The sequence below is a fragment of the Pedobacter sp. MR2016-24 genome (assembly GCF_026239655.1).
Lineage (GTDB): Bacteria > Bacteroidota > Bacteroidia > Sphingobacteriales > Sphingobacteriaceae > Pedobacter.
Genome location: NZ_JAPIVO010000007.1, coordinates 129,036 through 145,554, shown reverse-complemented (window position 1 = coordinate 145,554; position 16,519 = coordinate 129,036). Strand labels below are relative to the sequence as shown.

Below are 16,519 nucleotides of genomic sequence, written 5' to 3'. Positions count from 1 at the left end.
TTATATTTTTATATCCAACATTTTTTTCGCAGGTGGTAAACATTTAGTTTCGTCGCAAGTCTGATAAAATAATCCGCACCTGATGACCGAACCTGGTTTGCTGTCCTGATAGTATACTTTGATCTTAAACGATGCCTTATCTTCGAAGATAAACACCCCTTTGTTTCCCGGATAGGGGCTTGCCGCTGAAATTTCCCAGTCCTTATCGGCATGCGCTCCTTCTGGTAATTCCAGCAAAGGTTCTGTTTGTATAAAGGGACTATCTTTATCCACATACGCATACATATGCCATCCTTTCAGAATTGAAGCCCTGATTATCAGATCTCCGGATTTTTTTCCTTTTAGAGGAATAAACTGAGCAGAGATTACAACAGGTTCATCTGCTGTAGGTTCAGGTATTACGCTATGGTCATTCACTCCCGGCCCCTCAACTTCAACGGTTTTAGCCATTTCTTTTTTGCCAAAAGTATTCACGATAAACTTGAATCCGCCCGCTTCAGTATAAAAAAGACTGGTTTTATTCAGTTCATACCAGTTTCTCCATTCTGCCGCGGTGGTATAGTTCATCATAGTATACCTTTCCAATAATCGCTGTGCCATCGCTGTTTCTTTCCCGCTTTCCAGGAGTTGAATACACTTTTCAAGTAATGCTGCTTTCCTGTTACTGAGTCCTAAATGCTGTGCATCTTCATCCAATTGGAGTGCATATCCATCTAAAGGGTAGAAGTATTCATAATTATCATGGAAATATTTACGGTATAACTTCGTATCCGTGCCAAATTTTGTAAATAAAGCTGTTCCTGCCTGATTTTTAAGGTAACTCTCAAAGCTCTCCACGTCATTGGTTACGGGCATCTTTAAGAACATTTCATTGCTTCTGCCAATATCTTCGCCGGCGGCTTTTCTTTTTAAAAGGTCCGACTGCAGTTTTAACATGCGTACATTTCCTTCACGGCGGGAGAGAATAGCCTTTTTATATAGCTGCTCATCTATCCGGTATACCTGTTCATCTATGCTACTGCGCGTGGCTATCTGTGTTTTCTTGACGATAGCGGGCATATGATCATATTTTTTAATATAAGATACTACATTGACGAATACTTCTTTTGCCTCATCGGTCATATAATCCGGAGAAGCAGAAAAACCCCACATAAAATAATTGCCCTGTCTGCCCAGCGCTACTGCCTCTGCATTTTTCAGGCACACGCCTCCGGAAATAGATTCTGCATCTGGTGAATCGTTAAAACCTTCACCATGAGCAACCATGCCAATAATATACTTGCCATTTGCTGAAGCACCCGATTTTACCACGCGCCACATCGGCATCTCTTTTGGTGTGGTCAGTCCTTCATGACCATTAAAGAATGAAGCGGGGGTAGCTTGTTTTACCATCGTTAGCTTCACCTTATTCGGCACGTTGAATATCTCATGTTTGGTATTGATATTTAAGGCTTCATCTTCAAGACACTGACAGTACCAGTCAAATTTTAAGCCTATGGGCAGGCCAACGTTTGGTGCCATTGCATGCATCAGGATCATAGGGCGGTCGAAATCTGCGGGAAGTTTCACAGGACCGGCATCCATGATGGTCACATCAGCGGCGTCTGACAATGCAGGGCTATAATCTCTGACATCTATTACTTTCACCTCTTCAAAATGACTTTCCAGGAACACCTTAAAATCGGCCATTCTGGCCTGATAAACTTTTGCAACTACTGCCGGAGCAGTGCTGTAATAAACCACATCTGCCGGCATTTGTCTTTCTGGGTTATATCCTACGTATAACACTTTCAACGGAAGCTTTTCTTTTTTTGAAAAAGCTCCGGCATGGAGTGCGTATATCAGCAGCAGGACGGAAAAGATCGTTTTCATATTAAAGGATTTCAGCTAATTTCTTGTTAAGCGATTCTCCCCGAAGGCCCATTCCAATGATTTTCCCATCCGGGCTCACGAGGAAACTTGCCGGAACAGCTCTTACACCGTACATGCGCCCAACCTGGTTATTCCATCCTTTCAGGTCAGAGACGTGCAGCCATGGCAAACCGTCTTTTGCGATCGCATCAGCCCACTTCGCCTTGTCGCTATCTAAAGAGACAGCAAGTACCTCGAATCCTTTTTCTTTGTATAAATGGTATTGTTTTACCAGATTTGGATTCTCTGCACGGCAAGGGCCACACCAGCTTGCCCAGAATTCTACCAATACGGTTTTACCTTTCAGATCGGCCAATGAAACTGGTTTGCCATTGATATCAGCCTGCGTAAACACAGGTGCAACAGCACCCATTGCAATTGTACGGGCAGCCTTCATTCGCTGATTCAGTTCCTTTCCGGTATCCGAATTTCGAAGTTCTTCACTTAAGGAATTGAATACAGGTTCAATTTTAGCCACATCGAATTTACTGCCTGCTGACTCAGAGAGGGCAACAACAGCAAAATAAGAAGAGGGATGTTCTTTAGCGAACTGAAACTGGCGATCTGCCCGATCGGCAATTTTTTTACGGTATCTCGTGTCTACTGCTTTTATGTAAACAGTATCTTTTTGCTGTGCTGCAGTACCACTGGCGAAATCCAGGTTGACAGCTTTGGTCAGCTCCATTATTGTTCCACCAATGACCTTATTGTAGGCCTGGTATTCATCGTATACTTTTGATCCCTCAAATGTTGCATTACTTAGTGAATCTTTAGCGTTGATACTGAACTGCTCTTTACCGAAATAAAAATAAATTACATCTCCGGTATATACTGCGCGTTGTTTACCGTCCCCTTTAGGAGCTAAAGCCATTCGCGCATAGGCATTGCCATTGATATGGCCACTAAATTTGAATACACCATTGACCAGTGCAGTAGAGTCTTCATGACTTACACCATTATCCATGTAGTCAATATAAACCATCGCAGGGGCACTTAGTGATCCTATTTTGCCGGTCATCGTAAAGTTGTTGGACTGTGCTGTCCCCATAAAGGGGATCAGGGCAGTCATTAGTAGCAGGTTGAGTTTCATATTTAATATTTTTTATTCCGGCTGAATTACCGGATGATGAGGTGAGAATTTATTTGCCTGAACTGGGTGGACTGGTATAGGTAACATTTGGAAAATCTTTCTGCGCTTTGACGAACGCGGCTTCCAGTTCGTCAGTCCAGCCAAAGGCAATGGTAGCCTGTTCTTTCAGGTTCACGCCGGCAGCACCGCTCCAGAAATGTATAAATTCGCCCCAGTTCATGTCCCGCGTATAGGTTTTATTGACCTGAGGAAAATTTTTAGAGAGCAGCACAAAATACCTGCTCAATACAGCTCCTTTCCCATATTTGGAGTAAATGGGATAAAACCAGTTTTTAAACCATGCTGTACCTGCGCGGGGAAAAATATCTGTACCGGCCATGCACTCGTCATATGCTCTTGCTGCTTCATCCTCCCTGCCAATATTCATCAGCACATCGTAGTTGAAAATTTCCATAATCTTACTATCACCCCAGATCGGGAATGAGGGTGATCCATGAACGCCGTTATTGGCACCTTCAACGATATGACCAATTTCGTGAATACAGATACCGATCGGCTCACCAGTAGGGTAGGTCCAGTTACCCAGGCCAACGTCTATTGCATTGTGAAAATCATGGCTGGCATCAAGATAGGTTGCGGGGTGACCACCACCACCGGGGATGGAGAAGTCGACTACCCTGTGCAGGATCGCGTAGAGGCGACCATCATCACCGAATGCGCCATAATTTTTCTTCACATAGATCCATGAGTCCGCCAGCGTTTTATTGACCCAGGTAACGGATCTCAGCATGTCATTATCATAGTATACCACAAGATTATCATCGTAAAAAGTACGTGTCACCAGCATATCATGGTTTGGCCAGTGTTCCTGCCAGGTTTTTGCCGGCGCACCTGGAGGGTCAGCCGGTTCTTGGTCCACAGATTTGGATTTACTGCATGATAATGTTAACAGCGCGAGCGAGCAGCTTAGCGCTAATATGATATGTTTTATTGATTTCATAATTGTTGGTAGGTAATTTTACTTCTTAATGAATATATCGATAGGTGATCCTGGAATGCCTGTAACAGTTTTCGTGATTACGCCGTTAATGCCTACGGAAACATCTACAGTGATCACAGCGCCTTCCACACCTGCCGTAATGGTATCATTATCGGCATTGAGCTGTATCATAGTTACTTTTTTACCGCCAAAATCTGCATTTAATGCACGGAGATCCTCGTTGAGCGGATTGTAACGGTAGATCTTATCATTTGATGTAAAATAAAACACATCTGCCGGTGATTTTTGCCATTTTGTATCTGGCTGAACCAGCGAGGATCCTTTAAACAAGCGCTTATATTTCGGTGTGATTTCTTTTTTGTTGATATAATCAGTCATATCAATGCCAAACGATAATTCATAGATCGCACCGGCAGCATCTTTAAAGAAGGCATAAGAGGTACCCGGAACAGCCTTCATATAAATCAGATCTGTCATGCCAATATTTTTTGGATTGAAAGCATCACCTGTTACGATATAATTTGCTCCGGAATAATCTCCGCCGCTATTGAAAGAAACAAAGCCGGTAGATTTTTTGTCGAATCCAAAATAGAACTGAGGGGTATTGGAGTAGAACTTAGATAACACATAATCTCCTGCCTGCGGATTAGAAAACTTGCCATAATCTGGTGCAAAAGGTGCTGTAGAGGTCACTGCGATATATAATTTACCATTGATTATTCCTGTTGCAAAACCTTTTGCAGATTCAAAACCTTCTGCAACGAGTGAGGCTGGGGGATTAAAAAAGTGTTCAGGGAAGTATTTCTTTCTTAACATGGTATTTCCATCTATGATTACGCTTTTCTGCGTAGGATCCGGACTGATTACCCAATAATCCTCTGCCACCGTAGGCTGATAAGGGCTCGGGCGACCAAATAACTGAACTGCATTTGCTGGCAGATCTTCTCCATTTAATGACTTATACAAATCAGCAAGTACAGTTTTGTTATCAGGTTTAATAAACGATAATTTAGTGATACCATTTTCAACACTCAACACTGTCTGTCCGAGAGCGAACTGCGTACCTCCCTGAATTTTGAAAGAGATAAAATACTTCATTCCTGTTTTGTTATTGCTGACTGTTAATTTAGCAGTACGCAAACCCGGGGCAAGGTTATAAACAATCTTCAAAGGATAGCCGGTATATTTATCCACTCTCGTTTCTTCAATCACCAGTATTTCCCAGTCAAATTTGAGGTCTTGCATCGCAACACCATCCGGAAGATCTATATAGGGGCGGACAACCAAGGTGTCTCCGACAGTAGCTTTGAAAGTAGCGTTTTCGAGGTTAACTACGGTCGGTTCAGCAATTGGAGTATAGTCATAATTACCTATATCTTTTTTACAGGAAAAAAGCGAAAAGATAATCAGCGTGTATAGTAGTATATTTTTTAATTTCATTGTCTTCGGGTATAAGCATTATAAAATAATCTGACCATTATTCTCATCGAGGAATATGTACTTGTCTGCCTGTTTGAAATATTTCAGGTGAAATTTCTGGCCAGGGGACTTGGCATTATAGAAATCGTAATCACCTGTGCCGTCTGTCCGCATTGTCAGCACATATCCTTTTTCCGGATGATCCTTTACCCATTCAAAGGGACGGTTTAAAAATGACCTTGTATTTTCAATATAGTACAATGTTCTAGGTATCTCCAGGTACCAGTTTGGATTCGTTCTTACCGGAAGGTCTACTGTGCCGGAGCTGATCAGGAACAGCTGATGTTTCACTCTTGTGTAAGCTCCCATTTCTGCCCAATACTGCCACCATATCGGCAATTCTAACCGATTAGAAAATAAAATCTTTTTACTCCTGATCGTGTCTGGCAGGTTACTGTTAAAATCGCTGCCGCCAGAGACACGCAGTGTGAGGTACACTGATTTATTTTGAAGTTCAGGATCTGTATTTTTCAGAATCAGGGGAACATGGATCAAGCCTGAGTCGCCCGGCAATGTATAAAAAGGTTTTAATGGCTCATAGTGCAAGCCTTCCGTTGCTGTAGTTCCGGATTTCACAATGTCCATCACAAAATTCCGGTCTTTATCTGTTCGTTTTCCGGAAACTTTTACCGGAATCCACAGCGTGTCTTTTTCTACTCCAATACTGTAAGCAAAAGTGTAGATCAGACTGTCTATATTGCTGTAATTCAGGTAAATGTTGTCCGTTGAGTCATAGGTGAGTTTATCATCCTTTTTACAGGCTAATACTACACAGCAGAGCACAAAGGCAAAAAATATATTTTGTTTCATAATTTGTCGGATTAATTATTTCTATAAGCTTCCTCATCCACCGGGAGAGGAAAAACGAACACTTTGTCGGAGGCTGGCGTGACTTGTGTTGCTGAAATCCTAACAGGATGGTTCAATCTCTTATACATGAAGAAAAGCTGGCTCTCTCCGTAAAATTCTTTTCTTGCTTCGGTAATCAGCAACTCTATAAATTCTTGTTTATCCGTCACATTGGACACATCATCTCCTATACCACGATTTCTCCTCACGATGTTAAAATACTCCATTGCCATCGCAGGATCTGTATCGAAAGTCGCTTCTGCAGCGATATAATAGATTTCGCTTAAACGTAAAGCTGGCGCAACCAGCGGATGACGATTAGGTATGGGTGAAACATTAGACAGGTATTTTTGTAAAATAGCTCTTCTTGGTCCGCTCAATGCAGTCCGGTCTATAAACCATTGTTTAAATCTCAAATCGTCGGCACCAACTTCGGCCTTTTCGTATATTTCTTCAATTTGTGGCAGGGTAGGACTATAAGCAGGATTATCCTTGGTAAACAAGTCTATGAGTGATTGCCTTTCTTTGGGGATAGCCCAGCATGCGAGTAGCTCTTTGTAAAAAATCCTGTCTTTTTTTGTCACATCCGTTTCCAGGAAATCGGCCGAATTTGTCCATGGAAACTTATTAGTGAGCATAATTAATTCCGCATTTAACAAGGCATTTGCCATGTCATTTTTATACAAATAAACTCTCGCCAGTTCTCCTGTAACAGCTAAATAATTGAGTCTGTGTCTCCTGTTCTGCAGGAACAAATCTGGTGTATTTACTTCCGGATTGCCGTTATCTCCGGGATAACCTACGGCGTAATCCTGAGAAAGAATGGGATCTGACGTTCTGAGCAATACTTTTGCTTCGTTGAGATCAAGCAGCGTTTTATCCAGTACCTCGGTTACAGTTGAAAATGGAGTACTGGTTGTGGTGACTGTAGTCACATATGGGATAGCTCTTGCTGTGGGAGAACTTTTAAAAGAAGGAGCAAACATGCGCAGCAAGTCAAAATGCAGGTATGCCCGCAAAGCGAGGGCCTCTCCTTTAATAAGGTCATGATTCTTGCTGGTCAAAATACCTTTTTTCTCATCAATTACCGCTAGTATATTATTGCAGTTAGCAATTGCGCGATAAGCAGATGACCAGATCTCATTGTTCTTATCCACCACATCAATAAAGGCATAGTTAAAATTCGCAATTTTCTGATACCCGGCGTCACTAAACTGATAATTCTGCGCCAGGATATCCAGGTTGCTGAAAGTCAGGTTTCCACCATATAATTTCGGCGAGGCACAAAGTGTGTAAATACCATTCAGCGCTTCCCTGAATCCTTCTTCTGTAGTAAATAACTCATTTTTGTCAATCTGTGATTCTGGTTTTACATCCAGAAACTTCTTGCATGATGTCAGTGCCATCAGCAATACGATCATATATAAATATTTCTTCATCTTTTAATGTTTAAAATGTGGCCAGTAGAGAAAAAGTTAAGCTGCGTGCAAAAGGGTAGGTGATCCCTCTTTCCACCTCTATACTAGATGTGCGAAAGATATCATTAGCTGTTATAGCGGTTCTGAGCGACTGGCAACCGAATCGCTTTGCGACGTTCTTTTTGAGGTCGTACGACAAATAGACAGATCTTAGCTCTATCAGGTTATCTTTTTGTATAAAACGGGAAGAGGCAAAGCTCTTGTCCGTACTCATGATATTTTTATAAAAGGTAACATCACCCGGATTGATCCACTTCTCCTCTAAGGCACGTGAATCAACATTAAATCTCGGATCGGCATTTTCTACACGGTCTACTAATGTCTGGTTGTAGATATCACCGCCAAATCTGTAAAAGAAACTAAAGCTCAGCAGAAATTGCTTATAGTTGATGCTACTGCCAAAACTGCCTTCAGCTTTAGGTGTGGTGTTTCCGACTGGCTGTGTATCAGCAATATCGTACTCATAAGTAAGCGATCCATCTCTTTTTACATAAATCTCTTTGCCATTTTCAGGATCAATGCCCAGTGATTTCACTGCATAGATCGTATTCATGGATTGTCCTTCCATGTAACGGGGCAGAGGAGTAGATTTAAGGTTGTTTTTTTCATTCGCCTGAGTAGTGTCCACCCTGTTGTTATAGGCTTTTAAAGAGTTGGAAATCTTAACGATCTTATTCTTATTGTGGGCAACATTAGCAGTAACGTTGATGTTGAGGTCTTTGGATTTATAGGCTGTGGCCATTAAAAAGACTTCAAAACCTTTATTGGTAATATCGCCGAGGTTGGCTTTATAGGTCGTAAAACCAGTCGAAGGCGCAATATTGATATCAGTCAGAATACCTTTTGTCAATTTGGAATAATACCTTGGGTTGATCATCAGTCTGTTATCAAATAATCCCAGATCCAGCGCATAATCATAACTGATCGTTTTCTGCCATTGCAAATCTTCATTACCGTAACCGTCAACAGTAGCACCTATTCCGGTAGAATACCAGTTAGCGGTTTGGTAAGTATAAATAGATTTCGCAAGATTGGCTGGAAATTCCACTGAGCCGGTTTGTCCGGAAGTAGCGGTTAATTTAAACCGGGATACTGCGGGAAGCGCCTTCATGAACGCCTCGTTATGTACGTTCCATCCTATGCCGGCCGACCAAAACGGGGCGAAACGCCTGTCGCTTCCAAATTTCGAAGAGCCGTCTACACGAAATGAGGCATCCAGGAGGTATTTATTCTGGAAGGAATAATTGCCCGTAAAAAATGAACCTACCAGTCTGTCCAATGCGATGCCACTGATAGGGGCTGCATCCTCTTTATAACTTCTGGCAAAACCTATATTCGTAAATCTGTCGTTTGTAAAACCGATAGCCTGAAAGGTTTTGATATCACTTTTTTTGGAAGTAACGTTGGCACCTGCAACCACATTAAAGATATGACTGCCCAGTTGTTTATTGTATTGCAGCGTCACATTTCCATCGATATTCAGCAGATCATCACTGCCATAATCATAACTTCCGCGGTTCTGAATCTCATCTAATGGCCCTTCAATAAAAGTATTGCTGAGGGGTGAAACAAATCTGTCCGTTACTGCTTTTGTTTTATTCAAACTCACCAATCCCCTTAACCGCAAATCTGGTAAAATCTTCCAGTCGGCAGAAAAAGCATCGATAAACTCCAGGTAATTGTTTTTGCTGAAATTACCCAGACTCGCTTCATAAAGCGGATTGTACACAGGAACATTTTTGTATTGATCTGCCCCCTGCGCATGTGTGTCAATTTTCCAATTGGCAATTTCCCTGATCAGGTTGCCGGATGCGTCTGTTTTTGGGTAATACGGGTTCATGTAGACATAAGTCTCAAAATCGCCATAATTGGAATTCACTGCGTTCACCTGTGTGATGGTGATTTCATTTTTAAATAATAAACGGCGATTCGGATTATAATTAAAACTCATACCAGCACTATACCTGTCGCGGGAAGAGCCTTTCATTACGCCCGGGGAAGTCTGATAACGGAGGTCCAGCCCATATCTGAAAGTCGAGTCACCTCCCTGTGCATATAATGAATGCTTTTGACCATAGGTATTTCTTAGTGGCTGTGCTAACCAATAGGTATTTACCCCGCTTGCCACATTCTTCAGTTTTGCATAATACTGTTTGTCCAGCTCTTCCTGAGTTGCTGCGGTAGAATTACCGGTGACATACAGACCGGCTAGTTTTTCATATTCCAGTTTCTGCGCTCCATTCAATACATGGTAATCTGATAAATCAGGTGCTGTGAAGTTGAGCTCATAATTATACGAGAGCTGTAGCTTACCCGGAATCGGTGCTTTGGTGGTAATGACCAATACGCCATTGGCGGCTCTGGATCCATATACTGCAGTTGCGGCGGCATCTTTCAGTAAGGTAATGCTCTCTATTCTGTTGATATCCAAATCTGATACTTTCTGAAGCGGAACCTCGAAACCATCCATGATAAATACTGGCAGGTTGTATGCACTTGACAGGTTATTACGATCCAGAATATCGTCATTTATCGAGGGAAGAGCAGTTGCACCCCTTACATTAATTTTTGGCAATGCATTGGGATCTGATCCCAGAAGATTGTTATCAATCATTCTGAATGAAGGATCGAAAGACTGGATACTTTTTAAGATATTTTGAGGATTTAAACGTTTTAGCTCTTCGCCCTTAATAATGACGGCACTTCCCGTATAGTTATCTTTTTTAATAGATTGATAACCTGTGATTACTACATCTGTCATGGAGTTTACCTGTGCATCAAGTCTGATTGTTAAGTATTTAGCACCGTTAACTGAGATTTCCTTCGGTTTGAAGCCAATGTAAGTGAATACAAGTACATCACCTTCTTCTGCTTCCAGTTGAAATTCTCCTCTGGCATTACTTTGCGTTCGTAAATTCTTGCTGCCTTTTATCGTAATATTTACACCAGGAATAGGTTCTCCCTTGTCATTATCCAGAATTTTCCCTGTGATGGTGAGACTTTTATCTGCTGATAAGGCTGTGTTTTGAGCGCTATTGACCTTATTTCTGATCACAATTGTATTATTAACAATGTTATAGGTCAGATTATTATTTGCCAGGCATACCGCAAGGGCCTCGTTCAATGGCACATTTTTTAATTCAACATTGAGGAGCTGACTGGTAGTATTTACCTTTCCGTTATAAAAAAACAAATAACCGGTTTGCTTTTTAATGTCTTTAAAGACGGTTTCCAGAGTGGTATTTCTTCGGGAGATCGTTACGTTCTGCGAATAAACGGCAGCTGATAAATGCATTGCGCCGAACAGGAGTAATATAGCAGTCAACTTCATGACTAAAAGGAATTTAGACTTTACCCTCCGGATTTGACATACGGGGTTGTAAAGAAAAGTTAATTTCATACTTTTGGGATAAGATTAGGTGAATAAAATGCAGTCCTGTTTTCAAAGAGGGGACTGCCGACCTTTTGTGCCGGGAGTGGTGAGACACTTCCGGTTTTTGATCTGTCGTGGTTCTAGCGGCTGAGTAGATTTTTGATCATCATAAAGGGGTTTGGTTTCAAAATTTAGTTGATTGTATTTACTGTTTAACAGGAGATCCGTGGTTAGGGGATACCTTTATTGTCTTACCTTCTACATCGAAATGCACATTATTGAGCTCAAGGATTTCAAATACTTCGCCCAGTTTACTGTTTTTGGAAATCTCACCATAGTATTTTTCATCCGATGAGACACCTGTATAAATAACTTCTACATTATACCAGCGTGATATCTGACGCATAACCGATTTCAAGTCTTCATTTTCAAAGGAGAAAACACCGTTTTTCCAGGCAATAACCTTATCTGTGTTTACTTCCGTAATAACGATTTTATCTGCAGTATTTTTGTTTAAAATAGCTTGCTGCCCTGGTTTGATTACTTGTGTAATCATTCCTGCTGATATTTTTACAGCACCTTCTAAAAGCGTTGTTCTGATAGCACCCTCGTCAGCATAAGCATTGACATTAAAATGTGTCCCCAGCACTTCTACTGTTTGCTGTCCTGATTTTACTCTGAAAGGAAGGAGTTTATTTTTCGCTACTTCAAAATAGGCTTCACCGTTCAGCTCTACTAAGCGTTCCTTATCCTGAAATGCGGTGGGATAGCTTAATGTTGAAGCCGCATTCAGGTATACCTTTGTGCCATCAGGCAGTATCAACTGATATTGTCCGCCTTTGGGCGTAGAAATTGTGTTTTGAGCTACTGGTATGGCATTATCACCCTTTACTGCGGTATAAACGAGCTGGCCATTACCGCTTTTGGTGATCCTGATGCCTGCTTGTTGTGCAATTTCTCCGTTCGCAACATCATCAAGCGATATTTTCTGACCATTGGAAAGTGTAAGGGTTGCCTTGTTTGTGCCAGGAAGAATATGGCTGTATTCCTGGCCAGGAGTATCCACGTGGTCAGAACTGGTTGTGAAATAATATGCAGTAATGGAAACAGCTAGAAAGATAACTGCAGCTACCATATATCTGGTCCGTGAAGGAGTTAAGCGAAAAGTTTTTTGGGGTAAGATGATCTGCTGATCTATATTATTTTTGATGAGCTGTTTTACCGGTGCAAACTCATGTTGGTTCTCCACAGTAATCAGTTCTTCATTGGTTTCGAATACGTTATAGTAGGCTTCAAGGAACGCAATTTCTTGCTGTGTAGCATTGCCTAACCTGTATTGCTTCAAAATTTCAATAAAATATTCTCTTTGAGCGTCCTTCATGTCTGTGCTTTATACATACATGAGTCAGAATTTTCAAAATAGCCCATGCAATTTGAAAATATTTTTAATTTTCTTTTCTAAGTCGTATTTAAGTACGCGGAATTGCTTTTTTTTTGATGGTGAAAGGAGAATATAGATAGGAATAAAAGAAATTATCTAAACTTTTCCAGTAATTACAAGCTGTCCTTTTCAATCAGATCATATTTAACAGGAAATATAGAAAAAGCGATGATCTTAATTTACTTAGTGCTTTTCCAAGTTGATTGCGTACTGTTTTTGGAGATATTTCCAGCAAATCCGCAATTTGCTGACTATTCAGGTCTTCTTCAAAGCGCATTTTGAAAATAATGCGCTGCTGTGCGGGAAGTGCATCGACCAGTTCATTAAATGCCTTTAGAAATTCTTCATGCAATAAATCTGCATCTGCTCTGTCTAAAGGATCTTCGAGTTGTTCTGCTGTTTCAGGTAATGCGGAGTATTTGCCTTCTTTTTCCAGGTGTTTGAAGACACTATTCCTGGCTGCAACAAATAAATAGGCGGGCAAATTCTCTATCGGAGATTGATTACCCCTGATCCATAACTGCACAAAAACATCCTGCGCAATATCTTGTGCCTGCTCAGATTTATTTATACGTTTATAGGCAGCATTATATACCTGTTGCCAATATTTATCATATAAAATATCAAAAGCGTGTTTGCTTCCCTCGCTCAATTGTAGCAGAAGTGTGGTGTCTTCTGCGGAATGAAAACTATCCTGATACATGCTAACCCTTATAAATCAAATCTATAAATAATATGGATAGATATTGGATTAAAATGGATATTAATTTGATTTAAGTATATGCTTTAGCCCTTTATCATAAAAAAATGAAACACTATAACAATGGCTTTGTTTAATCTTCTGTTTCAAACTAACTCATTATAAAATGGCCAGGTATTCAAAAAAAGCGGGAGAGAAAGTAGAAGAAGTGATGCATGAAATGAAAGAAGGAAAACTGAAATCAGGTAGCGGAAAGAAAGTAACTTCTAAAAAACAGGCAATAGCAATCGGACTTTCGGAAGCGAAGAAAGAAGGGGCTAAGGTTCCTAAAAAGAAATCTTAAAACGGGGCTTTTTTTTAACATGATGTCCTATCTTTGCCGGCATGTCCAGGAGCGTTATTGCTTATTTTTTAATTCTAGCCACAATTGTTGCAAATAGCAGTCAGCTTTTTGTATATGCCGGCTTTGAACTGAACCAGAAATATATCGTTTCCGAGTTATGCGTTAACAGAGACAAGCCACAACTGCACTGTAACGGTAAATGTTACCTGATGCGTAAACTCAAACAAGCGGAAGAAAAAGAAAAAAGTCGCGAACGTGAAAACCAGAGAGGCTTTTTCCAGCAAGCTATAATTACAGCGTCTTTATCACTTAAACCTCATTCCTTTGATTTTGTTAAGGGATATCCTGCTGAATCCTCCTTTTGTTTATCTCAGCATATTGCTGATATCTTTCAGCCACCAAAGGCCTGATCATTTTTTATTAAGGCAAGCGGCGATGCCGCTACCATTTTCTTAATACAGCATCCATTTTTGTACGCATAGATGGGCTGATATTTATAATCAGGATTTTTACTATTTAAATATAATAATGAAGTTATTCAGCTATTTTATGCTGTCTGTTATCTGCGTGTTTTTATTTCATGCAGCACAGGCACAATATATACCTGTAAAAGGTATGATATACGATTCACAGACTAAACAGGCATTAGGCGGTGCAAGCATTAAGACTATCGACGACCAGACTTTAACGGTGTCAGACAAAAAGGGTTATTTTGAATTGCCAGCAAACGATACCAGTCAGGAACTAAAAATTGTGCTGATAGGTTTTAAAACGCAAGTTATCAGTTATAAAAAACAAAACGGGCTGCTCAACATTCAGCTGGATGCTGATGAGGCAAACCTCAATGAGGTGCGGGTAACAGGTTTTGCCGGAAACAGGACAAAAAAAGAAACCGCCGGTTCCATTGCACTGATCACAGGAAAAGATATCAACCGTGGGAGTGGAGTCTCTTTTCAGGCAGCATTGAATGCTGTTCCGGGTGTAAGAATGGACCAGAGTACACTCTCTGAAGCAAGGATCTCCATCCGCGGAAATGGTGTGCGCTCTTCTTTTGGCATCAGAAATATTAAAATATACTTAAATGATATTCCAGTAACGGAGGCAGATGGTACCACCCGTATCGAAGCCTTGGATGTAAATAGTATCGGCAGGGCAGAAGTAATCAAAGGACCGGCATCGAGTATATATGGGGCGGGCACCGGTGGAGTAATCAATTTTCAACTTCAGCGCTCTCCTTACCAGGAACAGAGTCTTGAAGCAGTAGGTCTGGCAGGTAGTTATGGATTACATAAACTGGCCATGACCTACCGGAATGGTGGTGATAAAATCAACAGTTATGTTTCTTATGGATGGCAGGAATATGATGGTTACAGAGATCGTAGTAATGACAGCAGAAGATTTCTGTCCGGTAATTTCCAGCTGTTTCCAGATAAAAAAAGGATTATTACGTTATTGTTAAACCGCACCACTCAAAACTCACAGATCCCGGGAGCTCTGACCGCAGATCAGGTGGCAGTAAATCCGGAACAGGCTAACGCCAGTAATCTTGATAAACAGGCCGGACGTTACCAGACATGGACAAGGATAGGATTAGGTCAGCAATACCAGATCAATGATCAGTTTTCAAATAGTACAAGTGTATTTACCTATTCTTATGATCTAAACCATCCTTTGCCTTACGCATATCTTCGTAATTTTTACCAGAGTTATGGTGGTCGTAGCCGATTTAGTTATAATCCGGGTTTCTCCGTATTACCAACACAATTTATTATAGGTGGGGAATTTAATGAGGGATTGACGAAAGGCACGCAATATGTTAACAATAAAGGTGCAGAAGGTGCTATCATAGCAAATATAGATTACCGGAATACACTTTATTCCCTATTTTATCAATCTGAGACCAAACTGGATGACAAAACGTTACTCACCTTTGGTATTAGTTATAACAGCTTGAAGTATGATGTTTCAAATTATATCTTACCTGCACAAAGTGGAATAAAAAGGTTTAAACCGCAGGCAACGCCCAGAGTTGCGATTAGTCATAACTTCGCGGAGGCATTGACTTTACATGCAAGTGTAAGTTCTGGTTTCTCTCCGCCCTCCAGTTCGGAAGTGAAAAATGTGGACGGTTCGATCAACCCCTTATTACAGGCGGAGAAAGGAATTAATTATGAGATCAATGCCAAAGGGAATGTTCCTGGCTCAAGGTTGAGTTATGATCTGGCAGTATTTAAAATGGACATGAAGGGAGAACTGATCGGACAGTCGGTTCAGCAGGGGATTACCATCTACAATAATGCAGGTAAAACTACACATGATGGTGCAGAACTGGCAGTGTCATGGCAGATTTTGAGACCGGAAGACAATAACCAGGTTTTAAGTTTAAGACCTTTTGTTGCGCTAACTTACTCGGATTTCAAGTTCAAAGATTATAAAATATTGAATGCCAATAATGAGGTAACCGCAAATTTTGATGGTAATGAGCTGACCGGTGTATCGCCATGGGTGTTTAACGGCGGGATCGATTTTGAAACGCAATATGGCATATATATCTATATGAATTATTATTTCAATGATAAAATGCCGCTAAATGATGGAAACACAGCATATAACCCTTCATACCAGTTGCTTAATTCAAAGCTAGGCTACAAGAAAAGGCTGGGTAAGTCTTTCGAACTGAATATCTATGGGGGGATAGACAATATTTTTAATGAAGCTTATAGTTCCATAGTCTCATTAAATGCGGTGGGATTTGCTGGTGCACAACCAGCCTATTTCAATCCCTCACCAAAGCGCAATGGTTATGCTGGTTTTGGTTTTAAGTATCTATTTTAATAAGACGTAATCAAATAAAT

Annotated in this window: 12 protein-coding genes; 3 read left to right on the top strand and 9 right to left on the bottom strand. The window is 40.8% G+C overall.

Going from position 1 to position 16,519, the window contains the following annotated elements:
* From OQX62_RS19120 to OQX62_RS19080, 9 genes are all read right to left on the bottom strand, one after another.
* Positions 1 to 1,872: a protein-disulfide reductase DsbD domain-containing protein gene (locus tag OQX62_RS19120; protein WP_265833231.1), complete on the bottom strand. Its 1,872-nt coding sequence runs from the start codon at positions 1,870 to 1,872 to the stop codon at positions 1 to 3.
* A 1-nt stretch (position 1,873) separates the two neighbouring features.
* Positions 1,874 to 3,001, bottom strand: coding sequence for a TlpA disulfide reductase family protein (locus OQX62_RS19115; protein WP_265833230.1), 1,128 nt, complete (start codon positions 2,999 to 3,001; stop codon positions 1,874 to 1,876).
* Between the two features lie 49 nt (positions 3,002 to 3,050).
* On the bottom strand, positions 3,051 to 3,920 hold the full coding sequence (locus OQX62_RS19110; protein ID WP_265833229.1) for a hypothetical protein: 870 nt from the start codon (positions 3,918 to 3,920) through the stop codon (positions 3,051 to 3,053).
* A gap of 99 nt (positions 3,921 to 4,019) precedes the next feature.
* On the bottom strand, positions 4,020 to 5,441 hold the full coding sequence (locus OQX62_RS19105; RefSeq protein ID WP_265833228.1) for a PKD-like family lipoprotein: 1,422 nt from the start codon (positions 5,439 to 5,441) through the stop codon (positions 4,020 to 4,022).
* An 18-nt stretch (positions 5,442 to 5,459) separates the two neighbouring features.
* Positions 5,460 to 6,290, bottom strand: coding sequence for a DUF4843 domain-containing protein (locus OQX62_RS19100; protein WP_265833227.1), 831 nt, complete (start codon positions 6,288 to 6,290; stop codon positions 5,460 to 5,462).
* A gap of 11 nt (positions 6,291 to 6,301) precedes the next feature.
* The gene (locus tag OQX62_RS19095) at positions 6,302 to 7,768 is read right to left on the bottom strand and encodes a RagB/SusD family nutrient uptake outer membrane protein (RefSeq protein ID WP_265833226.1); all 1,467 of its coding nucleotides are present in this window, start codon (positions 7,766 to 7,768) and stop codon (positions 6,302 to 6,304) included.
* Positions 7,769 to 7,778: 10 nt separating this feature from the next.
* Entirely contained in the window at positions 7,779 to 11,138 is a 3,360-nt protein-coding gene (locus OQX62_RS19090) for a SusC/RagA family TonB-linked outer membrane protein (protein WP_265833225.1), read from the bottom strand.
* 247 nt (positions 11,139 to 11,385) lie between these two features.
* Positions 11,386 to 12,561, bottom strand: coding sequence for a FecR family protein (locus OQX62_RS19085; RefSeq protein WP_265833224.1), 1,176 nt, complete (start codon positions 12,559 to 12,561; stop codon positions 11,386 to 11,388).
* A 193-nt stretch (positions 12,562 to 12,754) separates the two neighbouring features.
* On the bottom strand, positions 12,755 to 13,324 hold the full coding sequence (locus OQX62_RS19080; RefSeq protein WP_265833223.1) for an RNA polymerase sigma factor: 570 nt from the start codon (positions 13,322 to 13,324) through the stop codon (positions 12,755 to 12,757).
* Positions 13,325 to 13,487: 163 nt separating this feature from the next.
* Here OQX62_RS19080 and OQX62_RS19075 point away from each other — a divergent pair, with 163 nt between their 5' ends.
* The 3 genes from OQX62_RS19075 (at position 13,488) to OQX62_RS19065 (ending at position 16,499) form a co-directional block, all read left to right on the top strand.
* A complete protein-coding gene (locus OQX62_RS19075; RefSeq protein ID WP_265833222.1) occupies positions 13,488 to 13,664 on the top strand; it encodes a DUF6496 domain-containing protein in 177 nt (58 codons plus the stop codon).
* Positions 13,665 to 13,705: 41 nt separating this feature from the next.
* Entirely contained in the window at positions 13,706 to 14,074 is a 369-nt protein-coding gene (locus OQX62_RS19070; protein ID WP_265833221.1) for a hypothetical protein, read from the top strand.
* Positions 14,075 to 14,192: 118 nt separating this feature from the next.
* Complete coding sequence (locus OQX62_RS19065) at positions 14,193 to 16,499, top strand: TonB-dependent receptor domain-containing protein (RefSeq protein WP_265833220.1); 2,307 nt, start codon at positions 14,193 to 14,195, stop codon at positions 16,497 to 16,499.
* The last annotated feature ends 20 nt before the right edge of the window (positions 16,500 to 16,519 follow it).